The organism is Ostreibacterium oceani (assembly GCF_009362845.1).
Lineage (GTDB): Bacteria > Pseudomonadota > Gammaproteobacteria > Cardiobacteriales > Ostreibacteriaceae > Ostreibacterium > Ostreibacterium oceani.
This window is the reverse complement of the sequence record NZ_WHNW01000004.1, coordinates 174,925-196,016: the sequence shown is the minus strand read 5'-3', so window position 1 is coordinate 196,016 and position 21,092 is coordinate 174,925. Positions and strand designations below refer to the sequence as shown.

At 45.4% G+C, this 21,092-nt stretch carries 21 protein-coding genes and 1 tRNA gene; 9 read left to right on the top strand and 13 right to left on the bottom strand.

Translation table 11 applies throughout. The features are described 5' to 3' along the window. Positions 1-71: 71 nt before the first annotated feature. From GCU85_RS05200 to GCU85_RS10385, 8 genes are all read right to left on the bottom strand, one after another. Positions 72-683, bottom strand: coding sequence for a Smr/MutS family protein (locus tag GCU85_RS05200; RefSeq protein WP_152810067.1), 612 nt, complete (start codon positions 681-683; stop codon positions 72-74). Between the two features lie 12 nt (positions 684-695). Then, positions 696-1,688: a protease SohB gene (gene sohB, locus GCU85_RS05195; protein ID WP_152810065.1), complete on the bottom strand. Its 993-nt coding sequence runs from the start codon at positions 1,686-1,688 to the stop codon at positions 696-698. Between the two features lie 150 nt (positions 1,689-1,838). Continuing rightward, complete coding sequence (locus GCU85_RS05190) at positions 1,839-2,609, bottom strand: hypothetical protein (protein ID WP_152810063.1); 771 nt, start codon at positions 2,607-2,609, stop codon at positions 1,839-1,841. Beyond that, the gene (locus tag GCU85_RS05185) at positions 2,602-3,612 is read right to left on the bottom strand and encodes an ABC transporter ATP-binding protein (RefSeq protein WP_152810061.1); all 1,011 of its coding nucleotides are present in this window, start codon (positions 3,610-3,612) and stop codon (positions 2,602-2,604) included. Before GCU85_RS05185 ends, GCU85_RS05190 begins: the two co-directional genes overlap by 8 nt. A 174-nt stretch (positions 3,613-3,786) precedes the next feature. Further along, positions 3,787-3,954: a 50S ribosomal protein L33 gene (gene rpmG / locus GCU85_RS05180; protein ID WP_152810059.1), complete on the bottom strand. Its 168-nt coding sequence runs from the start codon at positions 3,952-3,954 to the stop codon at positions 3,787-3,789. A 9-nt stretch (positions 3,955-3,963) separates the two neighbouring features. Continuing rightward, on the bottom strand, positions 3,964-4,200 hold the full coding sequence (gene rpmB / locus GCU85_RS05175) for a 50S ribosomal protein L28 (protein WP_152810057.1): 237 nt from the start codon (positions 4,198-4,200) through the stop codon (positions 3,964-3,966). A 32-nt stretch (positions 4,201-4,232) separates the two neighbouring features. After that, a tRNA-Phe gene (locus tag GCU85_RS05170) sits at positions 4,233-4,308 on the bottom strand. Positions 4,309-4,422: 114 nt separating this feature from the next. Next, on the bottom strand, positions 4,423-4,647 hold the full coding sequence (locus GCU85_RS10385) for an oxidative damage protection protein (RefSeq protein ID WP_407944974.1): 225 nt from the start codon (positions 4,645-4,647) through the stop codon (positions 4,423-4,425). Between the two features lie 469 nt (positions 4,648-5,116). Between GCU85_RS10385 and GCU85_RS05160 the strand changes: the two genes are divergently transcribed. From GCU85_RS05160 to GCU85_RS05120, 9 genes are all read left to right on the top strand, one after another. Continuing rightward, positions 5,117-5,359: a type B 50S ribosomal protein L31 gene (locus tag GCU85_RS05160; RefSeq protein ID WP_152810053.1), complete on the top strand. Its 243-nt coding sequence runs from the start codon at positions 5,117-5,119 to the stop codon at positions 5,357-5,359. Between the two features lie 66 nt (positions 5,360-5,425). Beyond that, positions 5,426-6,703: a citrate synthase gene (locus tag GCU85_RS05155; RefSeq protein ID WP_152810051.1), complete on the top strand. Its 1,278-nt coding sequence runs from the start codon at positions 5,426-5,428 to the stop codon at positions 6,701-6,703. Between the two features lie 39 nt (positions 6,704-6,742). Next, entirely contained in the window at positions 6,743-7,747 is a 1,005-nt protein-coding gene (gene pilM / locus GCU85_RS05150) for a type IV pilus assembly protein PilM (protein WP_328592796.1), read from the top strand. A 2-nt stretch (positions 7,748-7,749) separates the two neighbouring features. Next, positions 7,750-8,316, top strand: a complete 567-nt coding sequence (locus tag GCU85_RS05145; RefSeq protein WP_152810049.1) for a PilN domain-containing protein — start codon at positions 7,750-7,752, stop codon at positions 8,314-8,316. Between the two features lie 3 nt (positions 8,317-8,319). Further along, complete coding sequence (locus tag GCU85_RS05140) at positions 8,320-8,946, top strand: type IV pilus inner membrane component PilO (RefSeq protein ID WP_152810047.1); 627 nt, start codon at positions 8,320-8,322, stop codon at positions 8,944-8,946. An 18-nt stretch (positions 8,947-8,964) separates the two neighbouring features. Continuing rightward, entirely contained in the window at positions 8,965-9,552 is a 588-nt protein-coding gene (locus GCU85_RS05135) for a pilus assembly protein PilP (protein ID WP_152810045.1), read from the top strand. Between the two features lie 26 nt (positions 9,553-9,578). Beyond that, positions 9,579-11,702 carry a type IV pilus secretin PilQ gene (gene pilQ / locus GCU85_RS05130; protein WP_218110554.1) on the top strand — a complete coding sequence of 708 codons (2,124 nt, stop codon included), beginning with the start codon at positions 9,579-9,581 and terminating at the stop codon, positions 11,700-11,702. 56 nt (positions 11,703-11,758) lie between these two features. Beyond that, the gene (locus GCU85_RS05125) at positions 11,759-13,576 is read left to right on the top strand and encodes an Ig domain-containing protein (protein WP_152810041.1); all 1,818 of its coding nucleotides are present in this window, start codon (positions 11,759-11,761) and stop codon (positions 13,574-13,576) included. Positions 13,577-13,696: 120 nt separating this feature from the next. Beyond that, entirely contained in the window at positions 13,697-14,296 is a 600-nt protein-coding gene (locus GCU85_RS05120) for a rhomboid family intramembrane serine protease (RefSeq protein WP_152810039.1), read from the top strand. A gap of 42 nt (positions 14,297-14,338) precedes the next feature. Here the strand turns inward: GCU85_RS05120 and GCU85_RS05115 are convergent, their stop codons facing one another. The 5 genes from GCU85_RS05115 to GCU85_RS05095 all read right to left on the bottom strand — a co-directional run bounded on the left by GCU85_RS05115 (position 14,339) and on the right by GCU85_RS05095 (position 21,038). Next, positions 14,339-15,031, bottom strand: a complete 693-nt coding sequence (locus GCU85_RS05115; protein WP_152810037.1) for a thiamine ABC transporter ATP-binding protein — start codon at positions 15,029-15,031, stop codon at positions 14,339-14,341. Further along, entirely contained in the window at positions 15,018-16,760 is a 1,743-nt protein-coding gene (locus GCU85_RS05110) for an ABC transporter permease subunit (protein ID WP_152810035.1), read from the bottom strand. The genes GCU85_RS05115 and GCU85_RS05110 overlap by 14 nt, the downstream gene beginning before the upstream one ends. Before the next feature lie 100 nt (positions 16,761-16,860). Next, positions 16,861-17,268: an OsmC family protein gene (locus GCU85_RS05105; protein WP_152810033.1), complete on the bottom strand. Its 408-nt coding sequence runs from the start codon at positions 17,266-17,268 to the stop codon at positions 16,861-16,863. A gap of 72 nt (positions 17,269-17,340) precedes the next feature. Next, the gene (locus tag GCU85_RS05100; protein WP_152810031.1) at positions 17,341-20,292 is read right to left on the bottom strand and encodes a DUF349 domain-containing protein; all 2,952 of its coding nucleotides are present in this window, start codon (positions 20,290-20,292) and stop codon (positions 17,341-17,343) included. Between the two features lie 311 nt (positions 20,293-20,603). Further along, entirely contained in the window at positions 20,604-21,038 is a 435-nt protein-coding gene (locus GCU85_RS05095; protein ID WP_218110553.1) for a DUF4870 family protein, read from the bottom strand. Positions 21,039-21,092 lie beyond the last annotated feature (54 nt).

The following is a 21,092-nucleotide window of genomic DNA, read 5'->3' as shown; positions in this document are numbered from 1 at the left end:
AGAACATGGCAGAAGCAACCCAACAATCTGATCCAATTTACACCACGATATCAAGTATCGTCTTAGGCGCATTAACTGCGGTTAGCGCGGGCGATTAGCACATACACCGCACCTGTTCCGCCTTTGTTTCGAGGGCAACTCACAAAAGCAAGCACGCGAGGGTGTGCCGACAGATAACGTGCGGTGAAATTTTTAAGTATTGGCGCGGGACCATCCCACGGATTATCAGTGACAGCCTGAGCTGCAGCGTGCCCCGAGTGATAATCTGAATGGCGGTCTGAATGATAACCTTTGCCATGAATGACTTTGATACAGGTCTGGTAAGGAAATGTCAGCATTATGATGGTTTCATGCAAATAACGCTCGGCGGCTTCGGTCGTCATACCATGCAAATCGATGGTCTCCACGACGGGCAACTGACCTTGGGACAGCTTTTTCATCAGTGCGTGTTGGATGCCTTCTCGACGGTATTCAATAAAATCCTCTACGCCAATATCGCAAGACGCCATCGACACTGGGGCAAAATCAAAATCCTCAGTGGATTGCTGCTCAGAATGCTGCCCAGACTGCCTAGGCAACTTGGTTGGTTTCGCTGGTGTTGGTTTTTTGGGCGCTGTAAATTCTGGATTTTTGTCCGTCTTTATGCGTTTTACCTTACCAACTAGCTTTTCAAACTCCGACAACCCATCACCTCATTACATAAAATACCGATCACTGATTTGTGCTTTTTGTTTGTGCATAAACTGCTCTTTGAGCTTTTCAATAAACCCTTGTTTATGTGAAATACTCAGCTGATAAATATCCATTTCTTGGGCGGCTGATAAAATATAATCATCGCTGGTCATTAGTTTATCCGCCAATTGATTTTCAATCGCTTGCTGTCCATACCACGTCTCACCAGTAGCCACCGTATCGATATCAATTTGCGGGCGAAACTTATGAATGTGTGATTTAAATAGATCGTGGGTTAATTCCAACTCCGCTAAGAATTTTTCTCGCCCCTCGTCAGTATTCTCACCGAGTAGCGTCAATGTGCGTTTGTATTTACCTGCTGTGTGTAGCTCGACATCGACTTTGTTTTCTTTGAGTAGGCGATGGATATTGGGCACTTGCGCAACCACACCAATCGAGCCCAATACCGCAAACGGCGCAGCAACGATTTCATCTGCCACGCAAGCCATCATGTATCCACCGCTTGCTGCCACTTTATCAACCGCCACCACCAGTGGAATCCCAGCTGCTCTTAGCCGACTGAGCTGCGAAGCCGCCAACCCATACCCATGCACCACACCGCCAGGACTCTCTAAACAAAGCAATACTTTGTCTTTGTCTTTGTCCGCCGCTTGCAATATCGCCGTGATTTGTCGGCGCAGACCTGATGTCTCGGACGCATAAATATCGCCATCAAAATCAATCACAAATAATCTGGATTTTGACTTATCGGGTTTGATTGGTGATTTTTTAATTTGCTTTCTTTCTGCTTTATCCAATAAATCGGCTTGGAGTTGTAATTTATCGTCAAATAACTCACTATTTAGATAGGTTACTTCTAGGGCTTCGCGATCGTCTTTGTCTTGCTTTTTACCGCGCGAGACAATGGCAACGACAAGCAATAACCCCAATAGCAAAAATACAAGCAAAGTAACGCCTTTTGCAACAAATAAAAAATACGCAGTCAAAAATTCCATAGTTCCTCTAGTTAGTGTTAGTTCGGGTATCAGTTCGGGAGTGGGTGTGGATTTAAATTTGGCTTAATTTGGTTGCCTTAGTTTGGTTGCCTTAGTTTGGGTTAGTTTTAGTGACGCTCGGTTAACGCACACCCGTTAACCAACTAGTCATTAACGAACAAATAAATAACGGTTTGAAAAGCAACGGTGAATAAGCACCCACATCAGCAAAGTAAACACCATTAAAAAAACGATACTGCTTCGCATCATAACACCGTTTGCCATTTGATTAAAGTGTGCTATTGGCGAAAAAAACGCCAAAATAGGAAGCAACCACTCAGGGCTAGTAACTAGCCTGACGGCTAATTCCGTCATTGTCAAACAACTCACCGCAACTAGCACCACCAAAACACTATGCGAAAGCAGCTGAGATAGCCAAATTGTTAACAACCCAATCACCCATAACAAGCCACTGAGCGCCAATAATACCAACAAAACACGCCGCATGTCATAGGTGAAAAACAACCCACTAACCAAAATCGGTAGCGCAATCACCCATACAATGATGGCAACTATCCAGAATAACTGCACACTCTTGGCAGCAACAATACCCGTGACAGGCAGGTGCAACGCGCGAAAATAAGCACCAAACGGTGCCCATAACTCTTCGTAAAACGCACGCGAGACCAAGGCAGTCAATATTAAAATACCGAGCAAACCCAAGGTCTTAATATACGGAATAATCACAATATCTGTCACGCCATAGGGGCTGTTTTTAGCCCGCAGCTGGGGCTGAATAGCAATAAAATCATCCAAATAAGCAAAATACATAAATGCCGTTAAAAACACCCACACCGCCAATAACAGCCAAAATCCCCAGCGTAGGAATAACGCCACGCTATCTCGCCATAAAACCTGAGCGAATACACGATAATCAAACATTTTGCACCCCGTCATTGTTCGGCAGCATTGGATGCGCATTAGGTTGTTGCTCGCTAGGTAGTTGTTCGCTAGGTAGCTGTCCGCTAGGTAGCTGTCCGTTAGGTAGCTGACCCTCAACATCAAAGCCAACGGCTTGCAAAAATTGCTGCTCTAACAACTGCGAAGCGTCTAATACCTTATCTATTGACCACTGTTTTTGCAGACAAAAAGCCAATAACGCATCCTTTTCACCCTGATGATTAAAAACAAACGTATAATCGTCACCGACTTTAGCGCGCCAGCTTGAAAAGGCTTGTAGCGCTTGCGTTTGATGTACTTCATGCGTGACTTCATGCGCAAAACGGATGACGCACACATTGGCCTGCGCGTTAATATCTAACAGCTCAACCAATTGACCTCGATGCAATATCGCAACCCGATCACACAAGCTAATCACTTCTTGCATAATATGCGACGACAATATAATCGTGGCATGGGGCTGAATGCGCGCTATCAGCGCACGAAAATGATTGATTTGACAAGGGTCCAAGCCAGCTGTCGGCTCATCTAACAATAGTAATTTAGGCTGATGTAGTAGCGCCTGCGCAATAGCAACCCGCTGCTGGTTGCCCTTAGAAAGCGTCGCGATACGTTTTTTAAACACGGCCGATAATTCACAGTCATCCGTGACCCGCTGTATGGCAGCCGTCATTGCTGCCCCACGAATACCCCGTTGACGACACGCATACTCAAGGAAGCTTTTCACCGTCCATTGCGGCAATAGCGGTGGAATTTCAGGCACATACCCTATCGCTTGGCCCAGATTTTCATGGGCGCGATATAGTTTACCTGTAGTTGGCACTAATAGACCTGCACAGATGCGAAGCAGTGTGGATTTACCCGCACCATTCGTGCCTAGCAAAGCCATGACTTCATTTTGTTTGACGGTCAATGAAATTTCGCTAAGCAACGAATGCCCAGCTTGTTCATAGTGTATGTTTTCAAGCACGATTTCGTTATGCATGCGTGCATTATAATCGTTTTTACGAAGAAAGACGATACAATTGAAAAACAAAACGCACAAGGACGCACCGATTTTTGATATAAAAAAAGCCGAGAAAATCGGCTTTTTTAGTCGCGATAGGTTGCGATGGGATGCTGTATTAACACGTATGCATTAACGTGCTACTTTAGGTTGCTATTTAATTTTAGCTTCTTTATAAATCACATGCTTTCTAGCGACAGGATCAAACTTTTTGATCGAGAATTTCTCTGGCATATTACGCTTATTTTTATCAGTTGTATAAAAATGTCCCGTGCCTTCACTTGAAACTAAGCGGATTTTTTCACGAATTTTTTTTGCCATCAAAGACTCCTATACTTTTAAGCCGCGCGCGCGAACATCTTTTAACACCGCATCAATGCCTTTCTTATCGATGATTCGCATTCCTTTGGTTGAAACGCGCATTGATATGTATTGATTCTCGCTCTCAACCCAAAACCGATGGGTTTGTAAATTAGGCAAAAAGCGACGCTTTGTTCTGTTCTTGGCATGCGAAACATTATTGCCTGTAATCGGTCGTTTACCGGTAACCTGACACACTCTCGACATGATGAAAACCTCAAACTATTATATCTATCAAATGGTGGCCAAGGGCGGAATCGAACCACCGACACGCGGATTTTCAATCCGCTGCTCTACCAACTGAGCTACTTGGCCATAGGATGGCGTATTAAACACTGGTTTCTAGCATTCGTCAAGCCAATTTTCTAAAAAAGTCTAAAATTATTGATACTAACCTACAAAACCAACCGACAAACTCAAGCGACAAAACTAATCTTCGAATAAATAAGTCTGCATTTGCTCTTCGAGGAACTGCCTTGCCTGTGGGTCGATTGGATTCAAGCGATATTCATTAATCAATATCGTTTGCTGCCCTAACCACATTGTCCACGCTTCTTGCGAAATATTTTCTTGAATCCTTTTACCTAACTCACCCGGTATTGGTGGACGAGAAAGCCCTTCCCCTTCTTTTTTTAGCTTGACACAATAAACCACGAAAAATCCTCCGAATTTAACTAACGCATAAATAAAGCAAATAATAGCCGACTGTGATAGCCGACTGATGACAATCAAAACACCGTAACAGCAACTAACATCACGGTGATAATTAAAACATCCTAACAAAAAGGCGCGCACAATACCACCAATAGCACCAATCATTAGCAAAAAACTTTGATAATTGCTTATTTTACGGTAAAATCTTGTTCTTATTTATAACTGTTTTTGTTAAATAGCAAGCAGCACCTAGCCGACCAAGCAGACCAGTCGTCACGCTTGGTCACTGTTAACGCTAACAAAAAGCTTTGGATACTCTAAATTGGATTGCTTTGCAGCGGTTGCGTACCTTATGACTCGGCAACTGCATAAAAAATACATTTATTTAACGCTTGAATTTGACACTGGACATTTATTTAATACTGATTTGATTGATTTAAATTAAAATTACAGGAGAGCATAGAAAATTATGAAAAAAGATATACACCCAAATTACCGCCCCGTGGTTTTCCAAGATGCTGGCGCAGACTTTGCATTTTTAACCAAATCAACGGTAGAAAGCAAAGAGACCATCGCTTGGGAAGACGGCAACGAGTACCCATTGGTAAAAGTTGAAATCTCAAGCAAAAGCCACCCATTCTATACTGGCAAACAAAACATTGTTGATACCGCAGGGCGTGTTGATCGCTTCAAACGCAAGTATCAAAAGTAATAGCGGAACGCGAACATCGCAACCTGTCTTTAGTTAGCCGCGTAGTTAATCGAGGTCTTTAATACCATGAGCGACAAAAAAGTAACTTTAACCACCCATTACGACGACAAAGAAACCAGCGTTGATTTAGCCGTGCTTTTCCCTACGCTAGGCCGACCTGTCGTCGACGTGCGTACGATTACCAGTCAAACGGGCTTGTTTACCCATGACCCTGCTTTTACCGCAACGTCCAGCTGCGAAAGCAAGATTACATTTATCGATGGTAACGAAGGCCAGCTACTCTACCGCGGCTACCCGATAGAGCAGCTGGCCGAAAAGTCAAATTTCCTAGACGTCGCTTATTTATTATTGTTTGGGGAAACACCTTCTGCGTCAGAACGTGAGACCTACCGACAAGAAATCGAAGATTACTCGTTAATCAACGAAAGTCTAAAGACATTCTTTGAAGGCTTTCATTATGACGCGCACCCAATGGCCATGCTAATGGGTGTTGTCGGCTCGCTATCTGCATTCTACCCCGATGCATTGAATATCCGTGACGCCGATACACGCCGCAAAACTGCCCTGCGACTTGTCGCAAAAATGCCAGTTATCTCCGCTGCAATTTACAAGCATTCTATTGGCGAGCCATTTGTCTATCCAAATCCTAAGCTGGGCTACACCGAAAACTTCCTAAATATGATGTTTTCACGCCCAAATCAAGACTATGAAATTGACCCACTGGCAGCCCGCGCTTTAGATGTTCTCTTTATTCTGCACGCGGATCACGAACAAAACGCCTCCACTTCAACCGTCAGACTCGCTGGCAGCACAGGCACCAACCCATACGCAGCTATCGCTGCTGGGATTGCCTCACTGTGGGGACCTGCGCACGGTGGCGCCAATGAGGCCGTATTAAAAATGCTCGATGATATCGGCGATATCAGCCAAGTAGATAAATATATCGCCAAGGCCAAAGATAAAAATGATCCATTCCGTTTGATGGGTTTTGGACACCGCGTTTATCGCAACTTTGACCCACGCGCAACCATTATTCGCAAGCTGTGCCATGAGGTTCTAGCTAAGTATGGTAGCGACCCACGACTGGATTTGGCCATCAAATTAGAAGAGATTGCACTCAAAGACGATTACTTTATTGAAAGAAAATTATATCCAAATGTAGACTTTTACTCTGGAATTATATATAGTGCACTTAACATTCCTGTCAATATGTTTACAGTCATGTTTGCGATTGCTAGAACAGCAGGATGGGTGGCACACTGGAACGAGCTAGTCACAACCGACCATAAAATTGGTCGACCAAGACAGCTCTATACTGGGTTAACCCAAAGAAATTTTAAATAATATTATAATAATAACGTTAAACAAATTGGAGGGATCCTCGTGTTAGGAATAGATATTGGCAGCTATTCAGTTAAAGCTGTATCCGTCAAAAAAAGTGGTCGAAAAGCCACCATTGAGCAAGTCGCTTGCGAGCAACTGCCACCAGAAATGCGTGGCGGCGGCGCAGTCGATCTCAACACATTAAGACAAATCAACGCTAGACTGATTAAACAGCTTGGAAAATCGCACAAATCAGTTGCACTAAGCGTGCCAACAGCCTCGACCATACTCCGCACTATCAGCCTAGACGCCGATTTATCGGACGAATTGTTAGAAGGCGAGGTGCAGATTGAGCTGGTTAATTTTGTCCCATTCCCGCTAGATCAAATCTATGTCGACTATACCAGTCTAGGCAAGTCAGAGAAAAACCCAGGGCAACAAGAGGTTTTTGTCGCGGTTAGTCGGCGTGATGTGGTTGACAAAGTTGCTGGCTCAGTCAATCTGAAATCAATTACACACAAAGAAGTCGATATCGAGGCCTTTGCCATCGGTCAGCTTATCGAGCAAATCAAGGGCAAAAATTATCGCGAATGCTACGGTGTGCTCGACATTGGTTACCGCACCACCAAAATGACCGTTTTCAAAGAAGGTGAGTTGTTATTTAGTCGCGAGCAACAAATTGGCGGACAACAGCTCACAGAGACCATTTCAGAAGTCAACGCCATCAGCATTGAGGAGGCCGAATCTTTAAAGTTGACCTCAATTAGTAGCGTCCCCGAAAATGTCTTGACCAATTATTTAGATTCTGTCAGCGAGCAAATTGTTCTGGCCATTGAATTTTTTAGCTCAACCAATAACCAAGACATCGAGACTATTTATGTCACAGGCGGTGGCAGTCTAGTCCCTGGGCTGACTCAAAACCTTAGTGAAAACATCAGCGCCATGCAATTTGAACCACTCCCAATCGGTCAAGAAATCAAACTTGGGAAAAAACTATATGGGCTAAGCAGTGAAGCAGCCATTGCGATGTCAGCGGTAGCTGCAGGTTTATCAATGAGGAAGTAATCATGGCAATACAATTTAACCTACTACCTTGGCGCGATGAACTACGCGCTAAAAAAGAAAAAAGTGTCAAGACTTCCCTCGGCATTGCAGCTATTATAGGGCTTGCGCTAGGCGGACTTTATTATGGCTACGAAAAAATTCGGCTTGGTGATCATAATGCAGCGCTTGCACAGATCACAAGAGCCAACCAAGATATCCAGCCCCAAATCAAAGAAAAGCGCGAGCTAGATACCTTGAAAATCAAGTTAAACAACCAGATTGACGCCATTGAGGCGCTTCAAGCTGACCGCGCCTCTGCGGCACACATGCTTGAAGAGCTATCGGACGCCAATAACCAAGACTTGTTTTTAACTGAATTCACCCTTCGCGATGGCAATGTCAATATTACGGGCATCGCGAAAAATGATACGGAAATTTCAGACTTGATGAAAAAGCTACGCGCGAGCCAATGGTACCAAGAACCACGGCTAATTAACATCACTTCGGCACCCGATTTAGGCGAAGAAGTCAAAACCTTTAACATTACTAGCCAGCTATTACTGCCAGGCAGGGAACAGACAGGAGGCTAAGACATGGCGAAAAAAAGCAATTTTTCTTTCAACTCACTGCATACGTGGCCAGCGGCACTGACGCTTATTATAGGGCTACTTATCATTGCGTTGTTTGTTATTTTGGCAAAACAATTTTTGATTAACCCTATTGTTGACGAAATCACATCTAAAGAAGGTCAAATTAGCACACAAAAGCAAGAATATAAGAAAAACCAAGAAATCATCGCGACGTTGCCACAAATTCGCAAAGAAATCGTCGAACTAGAAATCGTGCGCGATGAGGCTAAAAAATACCTCCCAACTGAGATTTCCATGCCTGCGTTAATCGATAATGTCTATATTAGCGCTAGAAATAATGGCATTGTATTCGATAAATTCACACCTGAACGAGATATCGATCGCGAATTTTATACCATTAAGCCTGTCTCGTTAAATGCTGAAGTGGGTTATGTCAGCATGGCATCCTTTGTCGAAGAAGTCACGACTTTAGAGCGGATTATGAACGTTGAAAGTGTGAGCTTCAGAGCCAACAATTCACGCGGTGGTCGCAATGCAGAATTCCCTAGAAATGAAAACACACCAATTACGATGACCGCTGAATTACGTACCTATATCTTCAAAGACGATGAAGATAGTACGAGCAACTAACGGGCAAAAGAGGGAAATATGAAAATGAAAAGCAAACATTATTCAGCTCTAGCATTGGTGGTACTTTTATCAGGGTGCTTGCCGTTTAATGAAAGACAAAGCGAAGTCAGCAAACACATCCAGGAACAGAAAGACGCCGCCAAACGAATTTCAGGTGCATACCAGATGGAAACGCGCGAAATAACACCTTATACAGGCTATAATTATAAAGAAAACCGTCGTCTCTCTGACCCTTTTCGTGCTCGAGATTTCGTGCTAGAGACGGAAAGTCCAACGCCGATCAATCCTGATGATTCAGGTCAAGAAACCAAAGACACCTGCATATCTTCGAACGCAACCCAGCCCAATTTTACTCGAGAAAAGGGTATACTTGAAGATTACAGCTTAGATGCACTGTCTTTTGTTGGTACACTAAGACAAAATGAGAACGTTGCACTTATTAAAACGCCTAGTCATGGCGTCATAGAGATCCAAGTTGGAGAGTACTTAGGTAAAAATCATGGCAGGGTGTTCGAAATTAGGGAAACAGCACTTGTCATCCAAGAAAAATTTAGAACAGGCGGCTGCTGGGAAGATAAAAAAACCGTCATGGTCATCAAGCAATAGAGGTTAAAATTATGAAAGGAATAACCATGTTAAAACAAACTAAACCATTGTCTTTAATCATCGCGACAACGTTGGCTGTTACGCCAGCTTGGGCAGGAGACATTAACAGTGTCATCTCTGGACGAAATGCAGACGGTGCTTATGAAATTCAGCTTATTGGTTCTGGCTTCTCTGGCGTTTCGTCTTATAGCTTGAATGAGCCTGCGAAAATTGTCATTGACATCCCTAATGGGAAGAGCAACCTGACAAGTAGTGTTACAGAAATCAAGAGTCCGTTAGTGACCGACATAGCCGTAATTGAAGGCGATGACCGCGTCAGGGCGACGATTAATTTAACAAAGGCAAGTCCCTATAAAATAGTAGATACCGATAACAAAATCACGATAGCGATCCAAGAGCCTAGTCAAGTCAAATCGCAACGTGTGCCGGAGGCTGTCGCCAACCAAGCTTCAACGGTAGATTTTAAACGTGGCGCAGAAGGACAAGGCGTTGTAGAAATTGCTTTACCCCACGAAAACGCGTCGGTCGATATCCAGCGTCAAGGTACAAAAATTATTGCACAGCTCAGAGGCAGTCAATTTGGCCAAGCTAAACGCTTAAATGTCCAAGATTTTGGCACGCCTGCAAAACACGTTGACATCCGCAAAAATCAACTACAAATTGATACACTTACCGACAATTATGAGATTGTTTCTTATCAAAGTGACAATCGTTTCTTAATTGAGCTGAGCAAACCACTAAAAGAAGAGCTAGACCAGGCATTACTCCCACCAGGTGACAGCAGAAAACAATATGACGGTGAGCCGTTATCACTGAATTTCCAAGACATTGAGGTTAGAGCCGTACTACAGCTTATCGGAGACTTCACCAACACCAATATTGTTGTGAGTGACGAAGTCAGTGGCAGCATTACGCTAAGACTTAACGACGTACCTTGGGATCAAGCATTGGACATTATCCTACAAACTAAAGGACTGGGTAAAGAAGAAAATAGTGGCGTTATTTATGTCGCCCCAGCAGCAACTATTGCTGGCAACAAACGCGCCGCTTATGACATTGTCAATGTTGAGCGTGAGCTTGCGCCAACACAAAGCCAATTAATTCAAATCCAGTATGCGCGCGCTGAAAATTTAGAAAAAATTATTCGCGATACCAACCGAAGCACATCAGGTGCAGAAGGAAGAAATAACAACGGACTACTTTCTGCAAGAGGGACTATTGCAGTTGACCCAAGAACAAATACGTTAATTGTCAACGACGTTCCTAGCAGCATCCAAAAAGTACGTGCGTTAATTGGCGAACTTGACGTTGCGGTAAACCAAGTATTGATAGATGCACGCATTGTTTCTGCCTCTAACGACTTTACCCACGAGTTAGGTATTCGTTGGGGTGGTGCATTCGTTGGCGCGTCTGGTGGCAATATTATTGGTGGGGGCGGCTCATTGGCAGCAGCTGATACCATCACCTCCAGCGCCAGAGACAATCTTGCCTCAGGCTCTTCATCTGCTATTACCGCCCCATCATTAAACAATCGTCTAGGGGTCAATTTAGGCTCATCAAATCCAACAGGAATTTTAGGAGTCCAATTACTAGGTAGTGACTTCTTGCTTGATTTAGAATTATCAGCGTTAGAAAACGAAGGTCGAGGAGAAATCATCTCTAGTCCACGCGTTATTACCCAAGATGGAAACTCTGCAAATATTTCTCAAGGCACAGAGATTCCTTACACCACTCGAGACGATTCTGGCACACCAACCGTAGCATTTAAAGAGGTCAACCTAGAACTCAATGTTACCCCAAAAATTGCACCTAATCAAATGGTTGACATGATACTAGAAATTGACAAAGATACTGTTGGTGCACTAACTCAGACATTGGATGGTGTTGTCCCTTCTATTAATACTAATAATGTATCGACGCAAGTGTTGGTTGACAACGGCCAAACCGTTGTGCTTGGCGGTGTCTATGAACAGACCAAAACCAAGTCCGTTTCTAAAGTACCTGTGCTTGGTGATTTACCTGTTGTCGGCAGAGCATTTAGACGTGACCTAAACAGCGTGCAAAAAAGTGAACTGCTTATTTTTGTCACGCCTAAAATAGTCGACAAGCGCTACGTTTCTGAGGATAAATTTTCAGAAATTAGAAATTAATTTGAGCATACACATTCAATCACATTAATCAAACGCATTAACGAAAGGAAGTTATTATGAAAATGAAAACACTATTACTCTCAGGACTCGCTGTACTGCTATCGGCATGTGGTGGTGGAGATGATTTTTTTGGCGGAGAAAAACCCCAAATTGAAGTCACCGTCAGTCGCTCAATTATCGAACCCAACCCGCAAGGGGTCAACCTAGAAGGTCTGTCCAATCGACAGTTTGCATTTGTTGATGTATATGCCAGCCAGCTAGACCGACCACTTGAAACAGGTGATGAAGAAGTTTATGCACAAATAACTGGATTAGGTTCGTTATTCAATGCTGTTATATACTGCTTTGATCTAGAAAATGCCGATTGTTATGAAACTATAACTGACGAAAACGGCAATGAAGTCGACATTAACGTGCCTCTTGGCGGCGTACCAATCGACCTAAATGGTGGGCGTGGAAGACTAGCTGTAGCCGCTGGCGATGGACAACAAGGAAGGATAGTACTTTCTGTTTATGCCGAAGGGGCTGATGGAGTTGTCAGTGATACTAAATTCGTCAATTTTGATGTAGAATACCCCAGCACAGGTAGTGCTTATAACTTAAGCATAGCCAGCCCAAGTCAAATCAATCCCAACAGACCAACAGACATCGCCGTCATCATTACTGACGAAGCAGGAAACCCAGTCAACAATCCCGAAGACAGCAATCTAATTGTTACCGCTAGCGGTCTCGCTGGAACTACTCTTGGATTTAGAGGACAAATAGGTCAATCAGTCAATGCCTTTACAGAGAGTGGCGTTGCTTCGCTGAGTGCAATTGCTAACCAAACAGGATTGCTCACGATTACAGCCAATGCAGACGCTGCCGATAACAATGTGGATAATGGTATTCAGCAATTAGTCACCGCATCTCGCACGATTGTCGTCACGAATGACATTATCCCACCCTCAGCCCCAATTAAAATTACGGCATCGGATGGACCCCAAGGAGCCGTTGGTGTTTCTTATAACTTCAACATTCCAACCAGTGGTGCAACGCCTGTGCGATTTATCATCACAGGAGGCAATGTCCCACCTGGGCTAACCGTTAACGAAGATGGGACCATTTCTGGCACACCGTCGATTGCGGGCGACTACAGCTTCACCGTAGAAGTTACAGGTACTGATGGTAGCACCGACCAGCGAGAAATCACTATCGAGATTGTACGTGGCGGATTAGTCATAGCCCCCTTAGCATTTAGAGACGTAACACGACCTGCCAGTGGCGATCCTTGCGTTCCTTACACACAAGTATTCACAATTTCAGGCGCTAATGGTTATACACCAACCACACCTTATGCGTGGTCTATGGATGCGAATGGCATTCAAACATCACTGGGTGCAAATGCTGCCGTTCCATTGGTTAATGCAAATGGTGAGACTTTGACAGGTCTCGAGGTTACCGTTACCGCCAACACAACCCAAGTGACTGTTAATGGCTCTGTCTGCGACAACACGCCTGCAGACGGTCATGCTATCATTTTCACCATCACAGATGGCAATGGCGTATCTTACGAAAGTGTACTTCCGTTTATCATTCGTGGGGACACTGGCGGTGGCATAACAACCCCGAGCTTTGAGATCACTACCGCCGCCAACTTACCAAACGGCACTGTTAGTACAGCCTATTCTGAGACCCTTGCCGTATCAGGCGGAACAGCGTCTAGCTTTGCCTTGCTCTCAGGTAGTTTACCGCCTGGTTTATCGCTAGATACAGCAACGGGCGTAATCAGTGGCAACCCAACCACTGCAGGTACTTATACCTTTGAAGTTCAAGCGACCTCGACCGCTAGTGAGACAGCATCGCGTACATTCACAATAGTCATTAACCCATAACGATTCGTAGAATGTCATAATCAAGCCCCCTTCTGGGGGCTTTTTTATTGCATGGCAATGGCTGGCGTTATAGAATAACGCATTAGCCCCTCACGCACCGCTTGACCTTGACTATAACTCATGCAAATCAATCCCCAACTCACGACATTCGCTAAACGCTACCCTATTCTCACGTTATTCATGGTGTTAAGCACGGTGATTAGTTTGCTCACGGGGTTTGGCTATTTTTTTGACGTATTACTGTGGTTTCATTTCGACTGGACACGCATTGCAAACGGCCAGTGGTGGCGGTTGATTACACCGATTTTCTTACATTTCCCTATGCTGGGGATTATTTTTGCACACTTGGCATTTAACCTGATTTGGTTTTACTATTTTGGCACTCGCATCGAACAAACCGATGGTAGCCGTTATTTTCTCGGCTTTATTTTATTGGCGGCACTCGTCAGTAATAGTTGCCAAGCGTATTTTTCACCTGGACTATTCGGGGGCTTAAGCGGTGTAGTGTTTGCGCAATTGGGGTATTTATTTTTGCGTCCCAAACTTTCATTTTACCCTGCCCCAATCCCTGATAATATCGCGTTTTTCCTGATTGGATTTATGCTACTGTCTGCTGTTGGGTTATTTGGTGGCGGCATTGCCAACGCTGCGCATTTGGCAGGCTTTGCCTTTGGCCTTGCTTGGGCATGGGTTAGACACTTGCAACGTCAATACCAGTAATAAAACGTCAAAGCTAAATACCAGCGCAAATACCAGCGCAAACTAATCCGCCAGATACGCAGCCAACGCAGCGGGCGGGTTATCCAGTAATGCGTTTAAATCACCGATGGTACTGATTTTACCTTCGTTTAAAAATAACAACCGATCAGCCAAACGCATTTCCTGCGGTTGGTGTGTGACGACTAAGGTGATCAGTTGATTGCTGACGGTTAGCTGCTGAATTAATTGTAGCTGTTCTACCCGCATCCGTGGGCCTAAAGCGGCAAATGGTTCATCGAGCAGCCATACCCGCCGCTGGCTTAGTAAGCTTCGCGCCAGTGCAATGCGCTGACGCTGACCACCTGACAAGGCATCGGGCAGACGCTTTGCAAATGCTGACAACCCGACTGCTGCCATTGCGGCATCAACCTGCGATCGAAACCGTGGCAAATGACGCAATAGTGGCGTTGCACCCAACAAGACATTTTTCTCCACACTCAGATGTGGAAAGTCATTATTCGACTGAAAAATCGTCATCATATTTCGTGCACTGGGCGCACATTGGCTGATGTCTTTGCTGTCTAACAGGATTCGCCCCTGCTGCATGGGAATAAACCCTGCGATTAATTCAATCAGCGTGGTTTTTCCTGCGCCACTCGGCCCGCTGACTACCAATATTTCACCTGCACCTGCCTGAAAATCCGCAGCCAAGGTGAATTCAGGGTAGGTTGCCGCGATTTTTTCAACCACCAACATGCTGACTCCCTCGTGAATTGCCCCGTAGATTGTCCCGTGGATTACCTTGTAGATTACTCGGCATATTCCCGCGTAATAATAACGCCCCAAATGCCATACACAATAGCATGAGCACAGCTGCAACAACACCCGCTTGGTTGACTTCGTAACGCCCTAGCAAATCATAAATGAGTAGCGGCAACGTCGGTGTATCTGAGCTTGCAAAGAGCGCAACGGCACCCAAATCCCCCAGTGACAAACAAATTGCCAGCACAGTTGCCTTGCGTAATTCAGGGGCTAATTGCGGTAACGCAATACCCGTTAAATAGGCAAGCCCTGAAACCCCTAACATCGTACTTAACTGAGACTGTGCCTGTATTTGCACCCATCTCGGATAAAAAATTCTAACCGCATAAGGGAGCGTCATCATTATATGAATAGAGACGATTAACGCGAGCCCGCCAGCCTGAATGTCTATCCACTGATAGGTAATAATAAACCAACCCGCGCCCAAAATAACGGGCGGAACGACAAACCCTATCAGCCCCGAAAACTCAACCCATAACTGACGCTTAACCGACAGCGATGTTAAAAAATAACTAAAAAATAGACCACAAACAATCGCCAACGTTGCACTGACCAAAGCAATCCCCACGCTTTTCAATAGCGCCTGCCAAAAACGCGCATCGACCAATATCGAAAACCCGTTGCTAGACGAACCCGACGACACCCCCGACCACAACCCTGACCACAAAACCGCCAATAAAGGCAACACCAACAACCACACTAGCAGCATAATCCACGCATAGTCTATCCACTTGCCTAGCGGTCGCTGAAAGCATCTGATGGATTGTGTCAGTTGCGTAGGCAGTTGTGTAGGTAGTTGCGTAGGCAATGTCACGGCTTGCTGTCCGCCCAACCGCAACCAAAAAACCCCAACCGCAACACAAATCAATATTTGCAACATCGCCAGCAACCCAGCTTTTTGCGGCTCAAATTCAAATTTAATCGCTTGATAAACGGCTACTTCTAAGGTCGTTGCATTCGGCCCGCCGCCTAATGTCAACACCACGGTAAAGCTACCAAAACACAGCAAAAAAATCAACAAAGCGGTACGCCCTATCGTCTTTTTCAAATAAGGCCACTCGGCCAAAACAAACCGCTGCCAAGGATTGAGCGACAATTGTGCCGCTTGCTTAGATAATGATCTAGGTAGCGTTTGCCACATTTGTAATAGACAAAATACCGCAAGCGGCAGATTAAAGCTGACATGCGCCAACAAAATGCCCGACAATCCATAAATCGGACCTACTTTGGGTAGCTGTAACGCAGCTAATGTGGTATTTACCCAGCCATTCGTTCCATAAATTTGTATCAGGGCAAAAACCATCACAATAACTGGCGTCACCATGGGTAAAGTCAACCCACCGATTAATAATTGCCGCCCCCAAAACCGTTGGCGCATAAGCGCACCCGCGACCAATAGCCCAAGCCCAACACTAATCAACGTGGATAACGTGGCTTGGTAAAAACTAAACCAAATCACGCGCTGTATCCATTGATTATTGAGTAGCGACAATAAGTCAGAAAAGCGCGCCCGCGTGCCATCCACCGAAATAAAAAATAGTGGTAAGATTGCGGCCAAAATCGCAAGCACCAATGCTAACATCACTGCACTGCCCAATAGTTTGGCTAACACAGTGCCTGATAACCGCAAGCCAGCAGGACGTCTAGAGAGGAAATTCGACAAGAAAGTAGGCAATTAGAGAATTAAGCAATTAAACAATTAAATTGGGCAATACGTTAGTAACGGTCGTAACGGCTAGCTATTGTTTAGGTGTCGCTATTTTTTAGGTGTCATAATGAAATTGAATGTGTTGTTTGGTCTCAGGGTGTAGGCTCTGGCTAACAGGACACGCCAATGCGACCGCCTCGAGTTGCTGACGATGCGTTGCATCAATCGTGCTGGGCATATGCATTGATACATGAATTTCAGCGATACGCCGCGGTGAGGTCGCCATTATTTTGGTGACTTCGGCATGCATCCCTGTTAAGTCCACGCCCAGCGATTCAGCCTTGATACCCATAATAGTCATCAAACAGCTACCTAACGCACTGGTGACTAAGTCAGTCGGTGAAAATGCTTGCCCTTTACCGTGATTATCCACGGGCGCATCGGTGGTGATTTCATTACCCGAGGCAAGATGCGTCGCCTGAGTACGTAATTGACCTTGATAGACTACTTTTGCTGTTGCCATTCGTGTTATCCCCTATACAGTAATAGATATTAAAATGAAGTGTTTGTTATTGCATGTTGTTATTGCATGTCGTTATGCCATCTTTGTCTGCGACAGCACATTGTCGATACGCTGTTGCCAATCAGACAAAGGGTAGTCGCTTGTCGCTAGTCCGCCTTTGGGCAAGGCGAACCATTCAACGGCTAATGCATAACGCCCTTCAGGCGTTGCATTGTGCTCAAACGATTTGTCACCATTAAGTGCCGCGTCCAAGTTGGCTAATTGCATCGCTTGGCGATCCGCCTGAAAAGTGGCCGGGCTATTCATGTCACTGCTAATCTCCAGCGTCAGCGCAATCGCTTTGGCACGCGCCAAATCATGATGCGTCCCTTGCGTTTCACGCCCATCGGGTAACGAGCCTGATTGCTGCGCGGCAATTGCCGCCTCAAACCGTGCCTGCATAGCTGACTGTCCGTCCGTCAGTGCTACGGTAGCCGTCAGTGCTTGCCATTTATCACGCAAATCCGCCAGCGCCGACTCAGATAATGACACCGTTTCGAGCTGCGTACAATAGGCATCTTGCTGGCGTAGGCAGTCTAGTTGCTGCTGTTGCTGGGCTTGTTTTTCCTGTGTTTTTTTATTCGAAACCAGCGTGTTAATTTTTTCTAACCGTTGATTCAGCCGATGCTGTGCAAACGCTGGCGCATCAGCAAAATCAGCCAACGCATCAAGGCGTTTACGGTAATCTGGCATGAGGTCTGCTATGGTCGCCGCGTTTTCAACGCACGCCTGCAGAGCACCTAATTGTTCATTGTACTGATTAATCAGCGTATCGCGCTCAGAGCGCTCGGCCGACATCATACGGTCGTGTTGACTATACACTTTCTCGCACGCCGTTTGAAAACGCTGCCACAGCGCTTGCTCTTGTTGGCGCCGTCGTAGCGGTACGGTTGGTGCCCATTCATTTTTTAGTTGTTTGATGGTCGATATAACCGCCGCTGCATTGTCTGATGTCACACCCGTATCAGCCAATGCATTTGCACGTTGAATGATTGACTCTCGTCGTGCCAACTCATTTTTGCGCTCAGCCGCTAACCGACCTTCCCATGACTTTGCAACGGATTTATAAACATGCTTTGCTTTGATGTAATCCTTTTCTTGCAGTTTTGGGAAATTTTTCCAGGCGGATTCAAACTTTTTAAATGCCGAATCAATCGCAGACCAATTGGGCTTATCCCAATCAATTCGCTGGATATGCGATTTTGCTGCCGCCAAAAACGCCAAGCGCTCTGCCAGCAGCTCGCTTGACTGCTGTCGTTGCTCGCTAAAATACGTAGCGCAAGGCGCCCAAGCCGCATCCGAGGCGTGTTGAAAACGATCCCATAGCGATTGCGGTGCGCGCCCTGCCACGGCTTTCCACCGTTTTTGCAATGCCTGTACCGCTTCTGCCTTTAATTCAGGGTCCATATTCGGTTTTTCTGCCAGCGCTTGCATCGCTTCAACTAACGTTTCTCTGGCTTGCTGACTGCCAAAATTTTGCCATGATTTTAGTTCGTGAATACGCTGTTGTAGTGTCGAGAACTCGCCAATAATAGATTGGTGTACCGCTTTGGATAACCTTGCTTCAGACTGCAGCCGCTTACGGATGTCATTTTGCGCTGTCAACGCAGGCTGTAGCTCACCCGCGTCAATATACTGCCTTAATTCTGCCATTAATTTCGGCACGTTGGCATCATTATCTAATTGCTGAGCCTGTAATCGTTGGGCTTTGGCTTGCAGGCTGTCTAATACTTGCCGATAGCGTGTATTCAAATCATTGGCAGCCACCTGATCCGAGATGATGGGTAATGCCTCCCAACGAGATTGCCAATCAGCAATCATATTGGCGCTGACAAAGGTTTGGGTGCTAATCCAGCGCTGCCCTTGCGTCAAGAGTCTTTGCTGCGCTTGATAAGCCGTTTTTTCTCTAAAATAAGGGGCGGCCGCCTCATTGAGCTGACCCAAGGCTTGCTCAAACCGAATATCAAACGTCTCTCGCTCGGCCGACTGCCAGATAGGCAAATCTTGCCATGCTTGTTGCAGTTTATCGACTAGCCGGCGAAAAACCGTCTCATCGCCTGAAAAATCACCCGCCGTTAACTGGCTATTCAAATCAGACACCGTGGCTAAGATTTCGTGCCTTGCATCACGAAATTGCCGTAACTCTTGTGCTGCCGCTTGCGCCATCGTCAAAATCTGTTGATAGTGCTGTCGCGCTGACGCGGTCAAATCAGGCGATACTGCTGCCAGTTGCTCGGTAAACTTCGCCACGCTGGCTTCGCTGACTGTTTGTGTGTCGATTTGTGATTGCAGTGTTGTCGCTTGCGCATCCAATGTAAGCTTTGTCTGCTGGCGCTCACGGACCGCGACTAATCGAGATTTTGCAAGCCGATACTGCGCTTTATCCTTGCCTTTTGCCTGTTTGACTAAGGCCTGCAACGCATCCGTGTCAGATAATTTATCGATTGCTTGTCGCTTAATCTGTACATCTTGCGTCCTCGCAATAATCTCATTGAGTGACTGGTCATCATCACATTGGTCCAAAAAATGTTGCCGCAACTCGGGCAATGCCGCCGCCGCCGCGAGTGTTTTTTGCGTTTTGAAACTAAGTGACGCCGATTTAATCCTCGCAATTGGCACCGCCTCTGTTTGCTCGGTCAATAGCTCACGCAGCCGCATATCGGCACAATCGATTACAATTTCATCCTGTTCGTCTTGATAACAATCAAGCATCAATTCAATGTCAGCAATCGATTTAATCCATTCAATCCGTTTTTTTGGGTTGCTGTTTTTGAGATTGCTGTTTTTGGAGCTGCTGTCTTTGAGACGCTTACTCGCAGCCTCCTGTGCCGCAGGTGCTTTGGCTGTCGCGCTTTCTGAGGGCGTTGAAATCTCGGCCGTTGAGTTCTCCGCCGTTGACGTTTTCACCGCATCGGGCGCCGTTTTCAACGATTGCGGGGTGCTTTTGTCAGGGTCTAAGCCGAATATCTTTTTCAAAAAACGCATCGTTGCCTCCAATTAACTGATCAACTTACCTTTCATCACGCTAAAACTCATCACGCTAAAACTCATCACGCTAACATTCATTACGCCAACATTCATTACGTTATAATCCATTACGTAAAAATTAGGCAATCATGATGTTAGGCTATGTCACCTTACGCCATCCCATCATAATCAATTCACCGCGATAATACTACCGCGCTACTACTACCGCGCTACCACTGTGACATCTTTAGCTAACCTGCTTTAGTCAACCTTTTTCGTTACGCTTTATCGACTGATTTTCGCGTCGTCCACGCAGGAATTTGCGTCCGTTAAAACAGCCAACTGGCGGGGTTTTCTATCGGCTGTCGGTTAGACAACGCGTTCATCCCCTTAGCACAGCGAATAATGTACCAAACGGTAGTAAACAGTAGAATAAAAAACCCAATAATAATTGCAAGGGTTATAATACCGATCACCACATACAGTATGCCAATCCAAAATGTACGGATTTGAAATCGAAAATGCGTCTGCAGCCATGCTGGACTTTCTGACTGTTTAACATAGGCCATTATGACACCAATAATACCGAGAAACGGCACCACAATATTCACCAAATACAGAATATAAATCGCATTCGCTGTCCCTGAATTCGGGTGTGCCATATTTTCATCTAGCATGGTGGTCTGCTTAGGCGTTATGGGCGCCTTAGGCGACTGGTACAGGTCATCGACACGCTGCTCATTGCTTTGATTATCTTCACTCATTATTTGCACTCATTATTTGCACACCTATTTTGACTCAACCATCGATTGAGATAT